At 72.7% G+C, this 14,677-nt stretch carries 15 protein-coding genes; 9 read left to right on the forward strand and 6 right to left on the reverse strand.

Features of this window, described 5'->3' with window-relative positions:
* Nucleotides 1–155: 155 nt before the first annotated feature.
* A complete protein-coding gene (locus GA0070614_RS10490) occupies nt 156–647 on the reverse strand; it encodes an FHA domain-containing protein (protein ID WP_088975779.1) in 492 nt (163 codons plus the stop codon).
* Between the two features lie 234 nt (nt 648–881).
* Here GA0070614_RS10490 and GA0070614_RS10495 point away from each other — a divergent pair, with 234 nt between their 5' ends.
* Complete coding sequence (locus GA0070614_RS10495) at nt 882–2,381, forward strand: aldehyde dehydrogenase family protein (protein ID WP_088975780.1); 1,500 nt, start codon at nt 882–884, stop codon at nt 2,379–2,381.
* Nucleotides 2,382–2,393: 12 nt separating this feature from the next.
* Here GA0070614_RS10495 and nucS read toward each other — a convergent pair whose 3' ends face one another.
* A complete protein-coding gene (gene nucS / locus GA0070614_RS10500) occupies nt 2,394–3,053 on the reverse strand; it encodes an endonuclease NucS (RefSeq protein WP_088979358.1) in 660 nt (219 codons plus the stop codon).
* Nucleotides 3,054–3,124: 71 nt separating this feature from the next.
* Here nucS and GA0070614_RS10505 point away from each other — a divergent pair, with 71 nt between their 5' ends.
* Nucleotides 3,125–3,742 (forward strand): DUF4126 domain-containing protein, encoded by a 618-nt coding sequence (locus tag GA0070614_RS10505; protein ID WP_088975781.1) that lies wholly within the window; start codon nt 3,125–3,127, stop codon nt 3,740–3,742.
* Between the two features lie 84 nt (nt 3,743–3,826).
* Here GA0070614_RS10505 and GA0070614_RS10510 read toward each other — a convergent pair whose 3' ends face one another.
* A complete protein-coding gene (locus GA0070614_RS10510) occupies nt 3,827–4,423 on the reverse strand; it encodes a hypothetical protein (protein WP_088974259.1) in 597 nt (198 codons plus the stop codon).
* 958 nt (nt 4,424–5,381) lie between these two features.
* On the opposite strand from GA0070614_RS10510, the gene GA0070614_RS10515 reads away from it, so the two are divergent.
* The 3 genes from GA0070614_RS10515 (at nt 5,382) to GA0070614_RS10525 (ending at nt 7,232) form a co-directional block, all read left to right on the forward strand.
* The gene (locus GA0070614_RS10515) at nt 5,382–6,386 is read left to right on the forward strand and encodes a polysaccharide deacetylase family protein (RefSeq protein ID WP_088975782.1); all 1,005 of its coding nucleotides are present in this window, start codon (nt 5,382–5,384) and stop codon (nt 6,384–6,386) included.
* A gap of 9 nt (nt 6,387–6,395) precedes the next feature.
* On the forward strand, nt 6,396–6,842 hold the full coding sequence (locus GA0070614_RS10520; protein ID WP_088975783.1) for an Rv0361 family membrane protein: 447 nt from the start codon (nt 6,396–6,398) through the stop codon (nt 6,840–6,842).
* 93 nt (nt 6,843–6,935) lie between these two features.
* On the forward strand, nt 6,936–7,232 hold the full coding sequence (locus GA0070614_RS10525; RefSeq protein WP_088975784.1) for a DUF1540 domain-containing protein: 297 nt from the start codon (nt 6,936–6,938) through the stop codon (nt 7,230–7,232).
* Nucleotides 7,233–7,283: 51 nt separating this feature from the next.
* Here GA0070614_RS10525 and GA0070614_RS10530 read toward each other — a convergent pair whose 3' ends face one another.
* Entirely contained in the window at nt 7,284–9,293 is a 2,010-nt protein-coding gene (locus GA0070614_RS10530; RefSeq protein WP_088975785.1) for a protein meaA, read from the reverse strand.
* 151 nt (nt 9,294–9,444) lie between these two features.
* On the opposite strand from GA0070614_RS10530, the gene GA0070614_RS10535 reads away from it, so the two are divergent.
* Together GA0070614_RS10535 and GA0070614_RS10540 are read left to right on the forward strand one after the other, a co-directional pair.
* Complete coding sequence (locus GA0070614_RS10535) at nt 9,445–10,290, forward strand: ABC transporter ATP-binding protein (protein ID WP_088975786.1); 846 nt, start codon at nt 9,445–9,447, stop codon at nt 10,288–10,290.
* Complete coding sequence (locus GA0070614_RS10540) at nt 10,290–11,135, forward strand: ABC transporter permease (protein WP_088975787.1); 846 nt, start codon at nt 10,290–10,292, stop codon at nt 11,133–11,135. The genes GA0070614_RS10535 and GA0070614_RS10540 overlap by 1 nt, the downstream gene beginning before the upstream one ends.
* Nucleotides 11,136–11,228: 93 nt before the next feature.
* On the opposite strand, the gene GA0070614_RS10545 is transcribed toward GA0070614_RS10540, so the two are convergent.
* Nucleotides 11,229–12,077, reverse strand: coding sequence for a 3-hydroxyacyl-CoA dehydrogenase family protein (locus tag GA0070614_RS10545; RefSeq protein ID WP_088975788.1), 849 nt, complete (start codon nt 12,075–12,077; stop codon nt 11,229–11,231).
* A 190-nt stretch (nt 12,078–12,267) separates the two neighbouring features.
* On the reverse strand, nt 12,268–13,710 hold the full coding sequence (gene murA, locus GA0070614_RS10550; RefSeq protein WP_088975789.1) for a UDP-N-acetylglucosamine 1-carboxyvinyltransferase: 1,443 nt from the start codon (nt 13,708–13,710) through the stop codon (nt 12,268–12,270).
* On the opposite strand from murA, the gene GA0070614_RS10555 reads away from it, so the two are divergent.
* Both GA0070614_RS10555 and GA0070614_RS10560 read left to right on the forward strand, forming a co-directional pair.
* On the forward strand, nt 13,709–14,281 hold the full coding sequence (locus GA0070614_RS10555; RefSeq protein WP_088975790.1) for a cob(I)yrinic acid a,c-diamide adenosyltransferase: 573 nt from the start codon (nt 13,709–13,711) through the stop codon (nt 14,279–14,281). The genes murA and GA0070614_RS10555 overlap by 2 nt on opposite strands.
* Complete coding sequence (locus GA0070614_RS10560) at nt 14,257–14,676, forward strand: VOC family protein (RefSeq protein WP_088975791.1); 420 nt, start codon at nt 14,257–14,259, stop codon at nt 14,674–14,676. The genes GA0070614_RS10555 and GA0070614_RS10560 overlap by 25 nt, the downstream gene beginning before the upstream one ends.
* Nucleotide 14,677: the final 1 nt, after the last annotated feature.

Genomic DNA, 14,677 nt, shown 5'->3' on the forward strand with positions numbered 1-14,677 from the left:
GGCGACCACCGCCGCGTCGCACGACGGCCTCGTCGGCCCGGCGGGCGACGCTGCGACGGCGGCGCGGCATGGCGGCGGCCGGGCCGGGCGGGCAGCTGCGGCCGGCTCCACCGCGCCGGCTCGGCCGCCGCCGGTACGCAAGCTCGGCCGGCGGGTCAGGCGGGGCCGTCGCCCCGGCCGACCGAGGCCACCGGCGTGCCGCCGGACGGCCAGGCGTCGGTCGGCCCGTTGGCCAGTCCACCCACCGGCAGCGGCACCGTCGGCCGGTGGTGGCGCCGCGCGTCGCCGCCCCCACCGCCGAGGAAGCGCAGCCCGACCGGGTCGGTCGTGGCCAGCCCGGGGTCGAAGAAGCGCAGCTCGGTACGGCCGAGCCGGATCACGTCGCCGTCGGCGAGCGGCTCCTCGCCGGTGATCCGCCGGTCGTTGAGCCAGGTCCCGTTGGTCGACCCCAGATCGACCAGGACCGCCCCGGCGTCGGTCAGCCGCACCTCGGCGTGCCGCCGGCTCAGGTGCGGATCGGGCACCACGATGTCGGCGTCGGGCGTACGCCCGATCACCTGTGGACGTGGGCTCAGCCGGAAGCTGGCCCCGCGCATCATGCCCGCCGTCACCGTCATCAGCGGCGTCAGTTCCGGATGTTCCTTCATGGACAGTCAGCTCCCCACCCACCGTCACCCCGGCTCAGCCTGCCAGTTGCGCACCACCACCTCACCACCCGGCCGGCCACCTCCGCGACCCCGGCCGGACAACTCACGTTGGCCGATCCGTGACCCGTCCGGACGACCCGCTCCGGCCCGCCACCGCTTCGGCGCCGGCGGCGGACGCTTCGACGGCCGTCAGCACCCCTACCGGTGAGTAATCTTCGGGTCTAGACTTCCGCCATGACGGCTGTGCATGTCCCCGGCACCCCGGTCATCGACGACGGTCACCTGGTCTCGACGAGCCCGGCGACGGGCGAGGAGGCCGGCCGGTTCCCCGTCGCCACCCCCGACGACGTCGCCCGTGCGGTGGACCGCGCCCGCGCCGCCGCCGACTGGTGGGCCGGGCTCGGCTTCACCGGGCGGCGGGAGCGGCTGCTGCGCTGGCGCGCCCTACTCGCCCGGCGGATCGAGGAGCTGGCGCAGCTGGTGCACGTCGAGGGCGGCAAGCCGGTCCCCGACGCGATCGTCGAGATCCTCACCGCCATCGAGCACATCGACTGGGCCGCCCGCAACGCCGGCCGGGTCCTGGGGCCGCGCCGGGTCCGCTCCCGGCTGATCCTCGCCGAGTTCACCGGCCACCTCGAATACCAGCCGTACGGCGTGGTCGGTGTGATCGGCCCGTGGAACTACCCGGTCTTCACCCCGATCGGCTCCGCCGCGTACGCCCTCGCGGCCGGCAACGCGGTCGTGCTCAAGCCCAGCGAGTACACGCCGGCCGTCGGGCAGTGGCTGGTCGACAGCTTCGCCGAGGTGGTCGGGGAGCAGCCGGTGCTGACCGCCGTGCACGGCCTCGGCGACGTGGGCGCGGCGCTGTGCCGCTCGGGCGTGGGCAAGCTCGCCTTCACCGGCTCGACCGCCACCGCGAAGAAGGTGATGGCCGCCTGCGCCGAGACGCTGACCCCGGTGCTGCTGGAGGCCGGCGGCAAGGACGCGATGATCGTCGACAGCGACGCCGACCTGGACGCCGCCGCCGAGGCGTGCGTCTGGGGCGCGCTGACCAACGCCGGGCAGACCTGCATCGGCATCGAGCGGGTCTACGCCGTCGACCCGGTCTTCGACGCGTTCGTCGGCAAGGTGGTCGCCAAGGCCGAACGGCTGACCGTCGGCGCCGAGGGCGCGGACATCGGCCCGATCACCATGCCGAGCCAGCTCGACGTGATCCGCCGGCACATCGACGACGCGATCGACGCCGGTGGACGCGCCGTGCTCGGCGGGCCGGACGCGGTGCGTCCCCCGTACGTGCATCCGACCGTGCTGGTGGACGTCCCGGAGTCCTCGGCGGCCGTCCGCGAGGAGACCTTCGGCCCCACCCTGACCATCAACCGGGTCCGCGACGCCGACGAGGCCGTACGCCGGGCCAACGCCCTGTCGTACGGCCTGGGGGGTGCGGTCTTCGGCCGCAGGCGGGCGGTGGCGATCGCCCGGCGGCTGCGCTCGGGCATGGCCTCGGTCAACTCGGCGCTCACCTTCGCCGGGATGTCCACCCTGCCGTTCGGCGGGGTGGGTGACTCCGGCTTCGGGCGGATCCACGGCGAGGACGGGCTGCGCGAGTTCGGCCGGGCCAAGTCGATCACCCGCCGCCGGGCCCGGTCGTTGCTGCCGTCGATGACCTTCGAGCGGACCGCGGGCGACGTCGCCCGCCTGGTCAAGGCCGCCAAGCTGATGTACGGCCGGCGCTGAGCGGGTGTCGGCTCAGAACAGGGTCAGCTCGTCGCGCTCGATGCCGCGCAGCTTGTCGTAGTCGACCACCACGCACCGGATCCCCCGGTCGGTGGCGAGGACGCGGGCCTGCGGCTTGATCTCCTGCGCGGCGAAGACGCCGGTGACCGGGGCGAGCAGCGGATCACGGTTCATCAGCTCCAGGTAGCGGGTGAGCTGCTCCACGCCGTCGATCTCGCCGCGCCGCTTCACCTCGACCGCGACCGCGCCGGAGTTGGCGTCCCGGCAGAGCAGGTCGACCGGGCCGATCGCGGTCATGTACTCGCGCCGGACCAGGGTGAAGCCCTCGCCGAGGGTCTCCGGGTTGGCGGCCAGCAGCTCCTGCAGGTGCGCCTCGACGCCGTCCTTGCGCAGCCCCGGATCGACGCCCAGCTCGTACGAGGTGTCCTGGAAGATCTCCTCCAGGGTGATCCGCAGTTCCTCGCCGGCCTTGTTGACCACGCGCCAGACGCCCGGGGCCTCCTCCAGCCGACAGGGCGGGCTCATCCAGTTCAGTGGCTTGTACGCCCGGTCGTCCGCGTGGATCGACACCGAGCCGTCCGCCTTCACCATCAGCAGTCGGGTGGCCGGCGGCAGGTGAGCCGAGAGCCGTCCGACGTAGTCCACCGAGCACTTCGCAATCACCAGCCGCACCCGACGAGGGTAGCCGAGGACCGGCCCGTCGCCGACGAGCGGCACTGGCGTGCCGGTGCGATGCTGAGACGGTGTTCGAAGTCCTCACCGGCACCGGGCTCGCCGCCTCGGCGGGCCTGAACGCCTACATCCCCCTGCTCACCATGGGGTTGCTCGCCCGCTACACCGACCTGATCGACCTGCCCAGCGGCTGGCAGTGGCTCGGCAACGGCTGGGTCCTGGCGATCCTGGCGGTGCTGCTCGCCGTCGAGGTCGTCGCCGACAAGGTCCCGGTGGTCGACCACGTCAACGACGTCGTGCAGACCGTGGTCCGTCCGACCGCCGGTGGCCTGGCCTTCGGTGCCGGTGCCAGCTCCGAGACGGTGACGGTCAGCGACCCGGGCAGCTTCTTCTCGTCGAACCAGTGGGTGCCGGTGGTGACCGGCGTGGTGATCGCCCTCGGCGTGCACCTGCTCAAGTCGGCCGCCCGGCCCGTCGTCAACGCCACCACCGCCGGCTTCGGCGCGCCGGTGGCGAGCACCGCCGAGGACGCGACCAGCGTGGTGATGTCCCTGGTGGCGATCATCCTGCCGGTGCTGGTGCTGGCGTTCCTGCTCGGCCTGGTGGCCTTCCTCTTCTGGTTCCTGCGCCGGCGGGGCGAGCGCCGCCGCGAACGCGAGGCGGCCCGCGCCGCCGGCTTCCGCGTCTGACCCCACCCCGCTGACCCGGCTCGGCCCGATACGCCGCTGGCCGGCACCCCTGTTCGGGGTGCCGGCCAGCGTTGTGTGGGTGGGTCAGCTGTTCCAGTGTTCGGCGACGAGGTCGGCGGCCTGCTGCTCCCACTGGGCGTAGTGGTCGGGGTAGGCCGAGACCTGCACGGTCTGGGCGGCCTCGGTCAGCGGCATGTCCTGCCAGCCGTCGACCTGCTTGAGACCCTTCAGGAACGCCAGGGTGGAGTACTCGGGGTCGGTGATCTGCTCGACCGTGCCCCAACCGCTGGAGGGGCGCTGCTGGAACAGGCCCTGCGAGTCGTGATCGTTACGCTCACCCAGGTGGCCGAGGTTCTCCAGCTTCGACTCCTGCAGCGCCGTGGCGATCGACACCACCGCAGCCCGCTCGTCCATGCCCGCCTTCTTGGTGGCGGCGATGATCGCCTTGACGTTGCCGACCTGCTCATCGGACAGGTCGATACGCGACTGCGCACCCTGCACACCGTGCGGAATCAGCTTGCCCTTGTCCACGGCCGGCTTGTCAGCGGCCATGACAGCGACGGTCTTCACATCGGCAGCCGGGGCGGCGTGCGCCTCGGTCACCGGACCGGCGAACACACCACCGGCGAAAGCCAGACCAGCAATACCCAGAACGCTCTTACGAATGATCATGGTGTTCATAGCAAAGCTCCATCCGGGGGTCGACACACACGCGTCGCCGGGGGACGACACCGCATGCGGGGCACCTCGACAGGCGCTCACACAACAAAGGGGGAAAGTCGATGTCCGGCTCCTCGCGAACCCGAGGGGTTCGCGGTCACGCCAAGCACGGGGGGCTTGCGGCGCCGGGACCATGTGTAACGACCGGCGGGCCACCAACATTCCAGGCCCCGCACCCCCGGGTCAGGCCCCGGGATCAGGGCCGGTACAGCCGGGTGTGCTGCTGCGATCGTCCAGAGAATGTAACGACCCCGCCCCCGCCACCATTCCGCCACCCGAGTGCCCCCGACCACAGGACCCCGCACACCAACCAGGCACCAACCGAACAAGGACCCACCACCCCGGCACCCCTGAACCGGACAACCAGCCACAGACTGACCGACCCGCACACCACCCTCGGGTGCAGTTGTCCTCGCCAGGGCAGCAACAACCGCACCCGAAACCGGCCAACTAACCGCGTGACCCGAGGCGAACACCCCGGCCCGCGTACCCGAAACGGACACCACGGACCTCACACGCACGGACGACGGCCGACCACCGACGCGCGGCGGAGGCCGGATGCATCAGCCGGCGCGAAGACCCGCCCCCGTACCCGAAACGGACACCACGGACGCCGCACGCCCGCACGACGGCCGAACACGACGGTGGTGTGGCCCGACCGTGACCGGCGCAGGGATCAAGCCTGACCGCCCGGAGCCGGGCACGGTCGGGCCACACCACCCCCGACCACCGACAGCTCCGGCAGGCACAGCGCCCGCCCCGGCCGCCCCCTGTCGCGGCCAGCCGCACCAGTCACGGCCCCGCCACCACACGGCGCACCACCACACCACCCGGGGAACCGCGCCACACCCACAGACGCAGCCGAACAGGGACCGTTCGGGGGCCACCCACACCCCCACCGCGCTGCGATCATCACCCGGTGCACGTGAAGAATCCCCGCATCCCGCTCGCCGCCGCGGCAGCCGCGCTCGTCGCCGTCCTCGCGCTGCTCCTCGCCCCGACCCCGCTGCGGAGTCGGGTGCAGGCGACCGCCCTCGACCCGGCCACCACGACCCCGGCCGGCACAGCGCCGGCCACCACGACCCCGGCCGGCAGCCCACCCCGCCCCACCACGCCGGGCGGCACCACCACGGACCCCGGGAACACCGCCGCGGACCCGGGCAGCACCGTGGCGGACCCGGGCCGGACGGGTGACGACGCCCGACTGCCGGGCGCGACGGAGCCGGGCACCCTGCCGCCGGTCGTCGACCACGGGCCGCGTACGGGTGGGAAGGTGGCGCTCACCTTCGACGCGGACATGACCGACGCGATGCGCCGCCAGCTGCACGGCCCGAACCCGCCGTCGTACGCCAACCTGGCGATCGTGGAGCTGCTGGAGCGGCAGCGGGTGCCGGCGACCTTCTTCCTCACCGGCAAGTGGGTGCGGGAGTACCCGGAGCTGACCCGGCGACTGGCCGCCAACCCCCGGTTCGAGCTGGCCAACCACACCTACGGGCACGCGGCGTTCACGTCGGACTGCTACCACCTGACGCCGCTGCCCCGGCGGGAGATGACCGCCGACGTGGCGCGCACCTTCGACGTGATCGCCCCGTACGGCGGGCGGCAGACCCGGTACTTCCGCTTCCCGGGGCTCTGCCACGACCGGACGGCGCTGGCCGAGCTGGCGCCGTTGGGGCTGACCGTGGTGGACGGTGACGTGGTCAGCGGCGACCCGTTCGCAAAGTACTGGCAGCCGATCGTCCGGGCGGTGCTGAGCCAGGTCCGGCCCGGGTCGGTGATCATCCTGCACGTGACCGAGGCGAACGCGCCGATGACCGACGAGGCGCTGCCGCACATCCTGGCCGGGCTGGCCGAGCGGGGGCTGGAGCCGGCCCCGCTCTCCGAGGTGCTGGGCGACCCGGCCCGGGTTGCGCCCCGGTCCTAGCCTGCGGCCATGACGTACGAGCCGGCCACAGCGCCGAGGAGCAACCGTCGCACGCTGCGGATCGTCCTGGTCGTCGTCGGCGTCGTGCTGGCGCTCTGCTGTGTCGGCGGCGCGGTCGGCGGCTACCTCGTCTACGGCGCGGTCAAGGAGGCGGTCGGGCCGGTCAGCGACGCCACGACGAGCTACCTGGACGCCGTCCGGGCGGGCGACCACCAGCGGGCGTACGGCCTGCTCTGTCGGGAGCGACGGGAGCGGACGCCGCTGGCGGAGTTCACCCGGCAGCAGGAGGCCCAGCCGCGGTTGGTCGGCTACGAGGTCGGCGGCGTCAACGTCACCACCACCAACGGCCGGGTCCGGGGCAGCGCGACGGTACGGCTGACCACGGAGACCGGCAGCGCGAGCACGCAGGTGTTCACCCTGGTCAAGGAGGACGGCGCCTGGCGCGTCTGCGGATGACGGCGGGCGGATGCGGGTGACGACGGGCGGAAGCGGCCCGACAAATCCTCCCAAACGCCTACCATCGGGGCAGAGCCGAGAGGGAGGGTCGTCATGACCGCCGCGATGGAGATGCCCCGCGTCCAGGACTGCGCTGCCTCGTCCTGCGCCTACAACCACACCAACGACTGCCACGCGTTCGCCATCACGATCGGCAGCAGCGACCACGCGCACTGCCACACGTTCATCGAGATGCCGGTACGCGGCGGGTTGGAGCAGGCGATCGCCCAGGTCGGCGCGTGTCAGCGGGCCGACTGCCGGCACAACGCCGAGCTGGAGTGCCACGCCCCGGCGATCAGCGTCGGCGGGTCCATGGACATGGCCGACTGCATGACGTACCAGAGCCGCTGAGGCGGTCGGGGGACGCCCGCCGGCCCCGGGGACGCGGGGCCGGCGGGTCGCTCAGCCGGCCAGCCCGTTGGCCTCCCGGATCACGGTGACCAACTCGTCGATGATCCCGGTCAACGCGAAGTCCTTCGGGGTGAAGACCCGGGCCACCCCGGCGGCCCGCAGCGCGTCGGCGTCCCCGGCGGGGATGATGCCGCCGACCACCACCGGCAGGTCGCCCCGCCCGGCGGCGCGCAGCCCGTCCAGCACCGCCGGCACCGCCGCCAGGTGCGAGCCGGAGAGCACCGAGAGGCCGACCAGGTCCACGTCCTCCTCGACGGCGGCGGCCACGATCTGCCCGGCGGTCAGCCGGATGCCCTGGTAGACCACCTCGAAGCCGGCGTCGCGGGCGCGTACCGCGATCTGCTCCGCGCCGTTGGAGTGCCCGTCCAGGCCCGGCTTGCCGACCAGCAGCCGCAGCCGGCCGCTGCCCAGCTCGCGGGCGGTGGCGGCGACCCGCTCGCGGACCGCGCCCAGGGTGGCGTCGCCGCCGGCCCCGGCCGCGCCGGCCAGCCCGGTCGGCGCCCGGTACTCGCCGAAGACCTGGCGCAGCGCGCCGGCCCACTCGCCGGTGGTCACCCCGGCCCGCACGCACTGCAACGTCGCGTCCATCAGGTTCGTCGTGGTCGCGGCGTCCGCGCGGAGCCGGGCCAGCGCGGCGTCCACCGCCGCCGTGTCCCGACCGGCCCGCCATTCGCGTACGGAGGCGGTGGCGGCCGCCTCGACGGCGGGATCGACCTGCTCGACGGCCTCGGCGCCGGCCGCGGTCAGCGGCGACGGCTCGGTCTCGGTGAACCGGTTGACGCCGACCACCACGTCGGCGCCGGACTCGATCCGGCGACGCCGGTCGGCGAGCGAGGCGACCAGGGCGCTCTTGAGGTAGCCGGTCTCCACGGCGGCGACCACGCCCCCCATCTCCAGCACCTTCTCCAGCTCGATCCGCGCCCCGGTGACGATGTCGTCGACCAGCGCGGTCATCACGTGCGAGCCCTCGAAGAGGTCCGGGTACTCCAGCAGGTCCGACTCGTACGCCAGCACCTGCTGCATCCGCAGCGACCACTGCTGGTCCCAGGGCCGGGGCAGGCCCAGCGCCTCGTTCCAGGCGGGCAGCTGCACGGCGCGGGCCCGGGCGTCCCGGGAGAAGGTGACGCCGAGCATCTCCAGCACGATGCGCTGGATGTTGTTCTCCGGCTGGGCCTCGGTCAGGCCGAGCGAGTTGACCTGCACGCCGTAGCGGAACCGACGCTGCTTCGGGTTCGTCACCCCGTAGCGCTCGCGGGTGATCTCGTCCCAGAGCGCGCCGAAGGCACGCATCTTGGCGATCTCCTCGACGAAGCGCACCCCGGCGTTGACGAAGAACGAGATCCGCTGCACCACGTCGCCCATCCGCTCGGCGGGCACCTGGCCGGAGTCGCGCACCGCGTCGAGCACGGCCACGGCGGTGGAGAGCGCGAAGCCGACCTCCTGCACCGGCGTGGCCCCGGCCTCCTGGAGGTGGTACGAGCAGATGTTGACCGGGTTCCAGCGCGGCATCTCGCGCAGCGTGTACGCGATGACGTCGGCGGTGAGCCGCAGCGACGCCGCCGGCGGGAAGATGTACGTCCCCCGGGACAGGTACTCCTTGATGATGTCGTTCTGGGTGGTGCCGGCGCAGCGGGACAGCTCGGCGCCCTGCTCGGCGGCGACCGTGCCGTAGAGCCCGAGCAGCCACATCGCCGGCGCGTTGATGGTCATGGAGGTGTTCATCTCGGCGATCGGGATGCCGTCGAAGAGGGCCCGCATGTCGCCGAGGTGCGCCACCGGCACGCCGACCCGGCCGACCTCGCCGGCGGCGAGTTCGTGGTCCGGGTCGTACCCGGTCTGGGTGGGCAGGTCGAAGGCGACCGAGAGGCCGGTCTGCCCCTTGGCCAGGTTGCGCCGGAAGAGCGCGTTGGTGGCCGCGGCCGAGGAGTGGCCGGCATAGGTGCGCATCACCCAGGGGCGGTCGCGCTCGGGCAGCCGGCCGGGGAGAGCCTTCTCATCCATGGCCGGAGTTTAAGTTACCGTTCAGTAAAACGGGTTGTGGAAAACCACACAGGTCCATGGAGCGGACCACCGGGTACGCGGGGCGCGACATGGCCGACACCACCACACCCCCGGCAGCCGGCCGGCCCCGGCGGGCCGCACACTTGACGTCATGGATGACCAGCTCGCGATCTCCGTACGGGGACTGCGCAAGGCGTACGGCGACACCGTCGCGGTGGCGGGAGTGGATCTCGACGTCCACCGGGGCGAGGTGTTCGCCCTGCTCGGCCCGAACGGCGCGGGCAAGACCACCACGGTGGAGATCCTGGAGGGCTACCGGCGGCGCGACGCCGGTGAGGTACGCGTGCTCGGCAGCGACCCGGCCGACCCGGACGCCCACCACCGCTCCCGGGTCGGCATCGTGCTCCAGGGCACCGGCGAGTTCGACGAGCTGACCGTCGCCGAGGTGGTCCGGCACTTCTCCGGCTTCTACGCCGACGCCGACGACCCGGACAAGGTCATCGAGCGGGTCGGGCTGGCCGGCAAGGCGACCGCCCGCACCCACACCCTCTCCGGCGGTCAGAAGCGCCGGCTCGACGTGGCGCTGGGCATCATCGGCCGCCCCGAACTGCTCTTCCTCGACGAGCCGACCACCGGCTTCGACCCGGAGGCGCGGCGCGAGTTCTGGGAGCTGATCCGAGACCTGGCCGCCGCCGGCACCACCATCGTGCTCACCACCCACTACCTGGACGAGGCGGAGGCCCTCGCCGACCGGGTCGGGGTGATCGCCGCCGGACGGCTGGTCGAGGTGGCCCCGCCGAACCGGCTCGGCAACCGGCAGGAGGCGCTGGCGACGGTCTCCTGGCGTACCCCGGACGGGACGCCGGAGACCGCGCAGAGCGCGACGCCGACGGCGCTGGTGGCGGAGCTGGCCGCGCGCTTCGGCGGCGAGGTCCCCGGGCTGACGGTGACCCGGCCGACCCTGGAAGACGTCTACCTGAAGATGATCGGACACTGATGACCACCACCACGAAGCCGGCGGCCCGGGCCGCCGCCGTGCCCGCCCGGCGGCTGGGCGCGGGGACGCTCGCCCTGCGGCAGGGCCGGCTGGAGATCACCCAGTTCCTGCGCAGCCGGGAGTCCGTCGTCTTCACGATGGGCTTCCCGATCATCATGATCCTGATCTTCGCGGCGATCTTCAGCGACGAGATCGCCCCCGGGGTCAGCTACACCCAGTACTTCATCACCGGCATGATCGCCACCGGCCTGATGACGGTGAGCTTCCAGAACCTCGGCATCTGGATCCCGATCGAGCGGGACCGGGGCGTGCTCAAGCGCTACCGGGGCACCCCGATGCCGAAGTGGGTCTGGTTCGCCGGCAAGGTGATCATGGTGGTGGCGATCGGGATCGCCGAGACCGCGCTGCTGCTCGCCGTCTCGGTGGCCCTGTTCGACCTCGACCTGCCGGGCACCGCCGGCAAGTGGCTCACCTTCGGCTGGGTCTCCGTGCTCGGCGTGACCGCCTGCACCCTCTGCGGCATCGCCATCTCGTCGCTGGCCCGCACCGCCCGCAGCGGCTCGGCGGTGGTGACGCCGGTGGCGCTGGTGCTCCAGTTCATCTCCGGCGTGTTCTTCGTCTTCACCAGCCTGCCCAGCTGGATGCAGCAGGTCGCGGCCCTGTTCCCGCTCAAGTGGATGTGCCAGGGGCTGCGCGCGGTCTTCCTGCCCGACAGCTTCGGCGCCCGGGAGCCCGGTGGCTCGTTCGAGCTGGACCGGGTCGCCCTGGTGCTCGCCCTGTGGTGCGTGATCGGCCTGGTGCTCTGCCTGACCACCTTCCGCTGGACCACCAAGCGCGACGGCTGAGACCGCCGGACGTGACCGGGGCCGGACGCGTCAGCGTCCGGCCCCCGTCGTCGTCGCGGCCGTCGCACCGGGTGCGGCGGCGCGGAGTCGCGCTCAGTACTGGTAGAAGCCCTGGCCGGTCTTGCGGCCCAGGTCGCCGGCGGTGGCCATCCGCTGGAGCAGCTCCGGCGGGAAGAACTTCTCGTCCGCGGTGTCGGTGTAGATGTTGCGGGTGGCGTTGAGCAGCACGTCCACGCCGGTCAGGTCGACCGTGGCCAGCGGGCCCATGGCGTGGCCGAAGCCGAGCTTGCAGGCGGTGTCCAGGTCCTCGGCGGAGACCACGCCGGACTCGACCAGCTTGACCGCCTCCATGGCGAGCGCGCAGATCAGCCGGGTGGTGACGAAACCGGCGATGTCCCGGTTGACCACCACGACGGTCTTGCCGATCCCCTCGGCGAACGCCTTCGCCGTCGCGATCGTCTCGTCGCTGGTCTTGTAGCCGCGCACCAGCTCGCAGAGCTTCATCATCGGCACCGGCGAGAAGAAGTGCGTGCCGACGACCGCCTCCGGCCGCTCGGTGACCGTGGCGATCTGGGTGACCGGGATGGCCGAGGTGTTGGTGGCGAGCACCGCGTCGGACTTGCAGATCTTGTCCAGCGCGCGGAACACCTCGTGCTTGATCTCGATCTTCTCGAAGACCGCCTCGACGACGATGTCCGCGTCGGCCGCCGCCTCCAGGTCGGTGGTGGTGCTGATCCGCGCCAGGGTGGCGTCGACCTCGGACGGGTCGAGCTTGCCCTTCTCGGCGAACTTCTCCAGCGACTTCCGGATGCCGTCGACGCCGCGCCTGGTGGCCGCGTCGTCCAGGTCCCGCAGCGTCACCTGCCAGCCCGCCTGCGCCGCCACCTGGGCGATACCCGAACCCATCAGCCCGGCACCGACGACCGCGAGTCGACCCGCCATCTGCTTCTCCCTCGCTGCGATTGAGTGTCTGACTGCACCCTAGTGGGCGAGCCTGAACGAGGGCTAAGGCACCGGCGGCGCTCCATTCCTCTCACCCCTTGCGGCGTGTCGCGGTATCCCAGGGCCGAGATGCCGCAACACGCCGCAAACAGCGGCGGTGTCCACCACCGGCGGGAACGGGTCCGGGCGTTCAGATGGTCAGGTCCGGGGCCTGTGGGGCGGTGCCCCGCTCGACCTCCACGCCGAGCGCCCGCAGGTCGGCCGCGAAGTCCGGGTACCCCCGGTCGACGTGGTGGACGTGGGAGACCTCGGTGACCCCGTCCGCGCAGAGCCCGGCGATGATCAGTCCCGCGCCGGCCCGGATGTCGGTGGCCCGCACCGGCGCGCCGGAGAGCCGGTCGCGGCCCCGGACCACCGCGTGGTGCCCGTCGGTCTTGATGTCCGCGCCGAGGCGCATCATCTCGTTGGCGAACATGAACCGGCCGTCGAAGATGTTCTCGGTGATCAGCGACGCCCCGTCGCTCACCGCGGCCAGCCCGATCGCCATCGGCAGCAGGTCGGTGGCGAAGCCCGGGTAGGGCAGGGTCACCACGTCCACGGCCGCCGGCCGGTCGTCGGCGCGTACCCGGAAGGCGTCGCCGCGGGTCTCCACCAGCGCGCCGGCCGAGACCAGCTTGTCCAGCGCCACCTCCAGGAACGCCGGGTCGATGCCGGTGACCGTGACGTCCCCCCGGGTCATCGCCGCGCCGAACGCCCACGTCCCGGCGACGATCCGGTCCCCCACCGTGGCGTGCCGCACCGGACGCAGCCCGGACACCCCGACGATGCGCAGCATCGAGCTGCCGGCGCCGGAGATCCGCGCGCCCATCTGGTTGAGCATGGTGCAGATGTCGACGATCTCCGGCTCGCGGGCGGCGTTGTCGATCACCGTCACGCCCCGGGCCAGCACCGCCGCCATCACCAGGTTCTCGGTCGCCCCGACGCTCGGGAAGTCCAGCACGATCTCCGCGCCGTGCAGCCCCTCGGGGGCGGCGGCGATGACGAAGCCGTGCTCGCCGGAGATGTCCGCGCCCATCCGGGCCAGCCCGGCGATGTGCATGTCCAGGCCCCGGGAACCGATCGCGTCACCGCCCGGGTGGGCCACCCGGACGTAGCCCCGGCGGGCCAGCAGCGGGCCGAGCACGCAGATCGACGCGCGCAGCCGCCGGACCAGGTCGTAGTCGGCCTCGGTGCCCGGCCGCTCCGGCACGTCGATGACGACCGAGCGGGACCGGGCCGTTCCGCCGCCCGCCACCATCGGGTCGACCGGGTCGTCCGCCTCGAAGCGCACCTCGCAGCCGAGACGGCGCAGCACCTCACCCATGATCGCGATGTCGGTGATCCGGGGGACGTTGGTGATCACCGTGCGCCCGGGGGCCAGCAGCGCCGCCGCCATCAGCTTCAACGCCGAGTTCTTCGCGCCCACCACGTGCACCGTGCCGGCCAGCCGGGCGTCACCGGCCACCCGGATGACGTCGACGTCGGTGACCGCCGGGTCACCGGCGTCGCCCGGCCCCACCCCGGCGGGCCAGCCGGCGGCCGGGTCCGGCCGGGCCGGGATCGTCAGGTCCGGTATCCGTAGGCTGTGCGTCATGGCCGTCCACCTCACGCGCATCTACACCAAGGCCGGCGACGCCGGCATGACCAGGCTGAGCAACAACGAGCAGGTGCCGAAGACCGATCCGCGCATCGCCGCGTACGCGGATGTCGACGAGTGCAACGCCGCGATCGGCGTGGCGCTCGCGCTGGGGCAGCTCGACGACGAGCTGCGGGCGGTGCTGAGCTCAATCCAGAACGACATGTTCGACGTGGGCGCCGACCTGGCCACCCCCGTCGAGCCGGACCCGAAGTACCCGCCGCTGCGGGTCACCGAGGAGTACGTCGAGCGTCTCGAGGGCTGGTGCGACGAGTACAACGCGCGCCTTGGCAAGCTCGACTCCTTCATCCTCCCCGGCGGCACCGCTGGCGCGGCGCTGCTGCACGTGGCACGGACGATCGCCCGGCGCGCCGAGCGGGCGGCCTGGGCACTGGTCGCTCACGATCCGGATCGCACCAGCTCCCTTCCGGCAAAGTATCTCAACCGCCTCTCCGACCTGCTGTTCATCCTGTCAAGGTCGGCAAATCCGGGCGGAGATGTGCTATGGGTGCCGGGCGGCAAGCGCTGACCGTCGGGGCGCTGCACCACGTCGAGGTCTGGGTACCCGATCTCGACGCCGCCACCACGAGCTGGGGCTGGCTCCTCGGCGAGCTGGGCTGGACGCCGTACCAGGACTGGCCGGCCGGCCGGTCCTGGCGGCTCGGCCCGACGTACCTGGTGCTGGAGGAGTCCCCGGCGCTCTCCGGGCGGGTCCACGACCGGCTCGCGCCCGGCCTCAACCACCTGGCTCTGCACGCCGGTCCGCCCGCCGAGGTGGACCGGCTGGTGGCGGCCGCGCCGGCGTACGGCTGGACGCTGCTCTTCCCCGACCGCCACCCGCACGCCGGCGGCCCGGGCACCTACGCCGCGTACCTGACCGACAACCAGGGCTACGAGGTCGAACTGGTCGCCGGGGGCGACTGAG

Origin of the sequence: Micromonospora coxensis, from assembly GCF_900090295.1 — a bacterium.
Taxonomy (GTDB): Bacteria; Actinomycetota; Actinomycetes; order Mycobacteriales; family Micromonosporaceae; genus Micromonospora; species Micromonospora coxensis.

Coding starts and splice junctions, on each gene's coding strand:
- GA0070614_RS10560 (WP_088975791.1), top strand. CDS start 14,257: ATGGGTGCCGGGCGGCAAGCGCTGACCGTCGGGGCGCTGCACCACGTC.
- GA0070614_RS10555 (WP_088975790.1), top strand. CDS start 13,709: ATGGCCGTCCACCTCACGCGCATCTACACCAAGGCCGGCGACGCCGGC.
- GA0070614_RS10495 (WP_088975780.1), top strand. CDS start 882: ATGACGGCTGTGCATGTCCCCGGCACCCCGGTCATCGACGACGGTCAC.
- GA0070614_RS10525 (WP_088975784.1), top strand. CDS start 6,936: ATGACCGCCGCGATGGAGATGCCCCGCGTCCAGGACTGCGCTGCCTCG.
- GA0070614_RS10520 (WP_088975783.1), top strand. CDS start 6,396: ATGACGTACGAGCCGGCCACAGCGCCGAGGAGCAACCGTCGCACGCTG.
- GA0070614_RS10490 (WP_088975779.1), bottom strand. CDS start 647: ATGAAGGAACATCCGGAACTGACGCCGCTGATGACGGTGACGGCGGGC.
- GA0070614_RS10545 (WP_088975788.1), bottom strand. CDS start 12,077: ATGGCGGGTCGACTCGCGGTCGTCGGTGCCGGGCTGATGGGTTCGGGT.
- GA0070614_RS10510 (WP_088974259.1), bottom strand. CDS start 4,423: ATGAACACCATGATCATTCGTAAGAGCGTTCTGGGTATTGCTGGTCTG.
- GA0070614_RS10530 (WP_088975785.1), bottom strand. CDS start 9,293: ATGGATGAGAAGGCTCTCCCCGGCCGGCTGCCCGAGCGCGACCGCCCC.
- GA0070614_RS10535 (WP_088975786.1), top strand. CDS start 9,445: ATGGATGACCAGCTCGCGATCTCCGTACGGGGACTGCGCAAGGCGTAC.
- murA (WP_088975789.1), bottom strand. CDS start 13,710: ATGACGCACAGCCTACGGATACCGGACCTGACGATCCCGGCCCGGCCG.
- GA0070614_RS10540 (WP_088975787.1), top strand. CDS start 10,290: ATGACCACCACCACGAAGCCGGCGGCCCGGGCCGCCGCCGTGCCCGCC.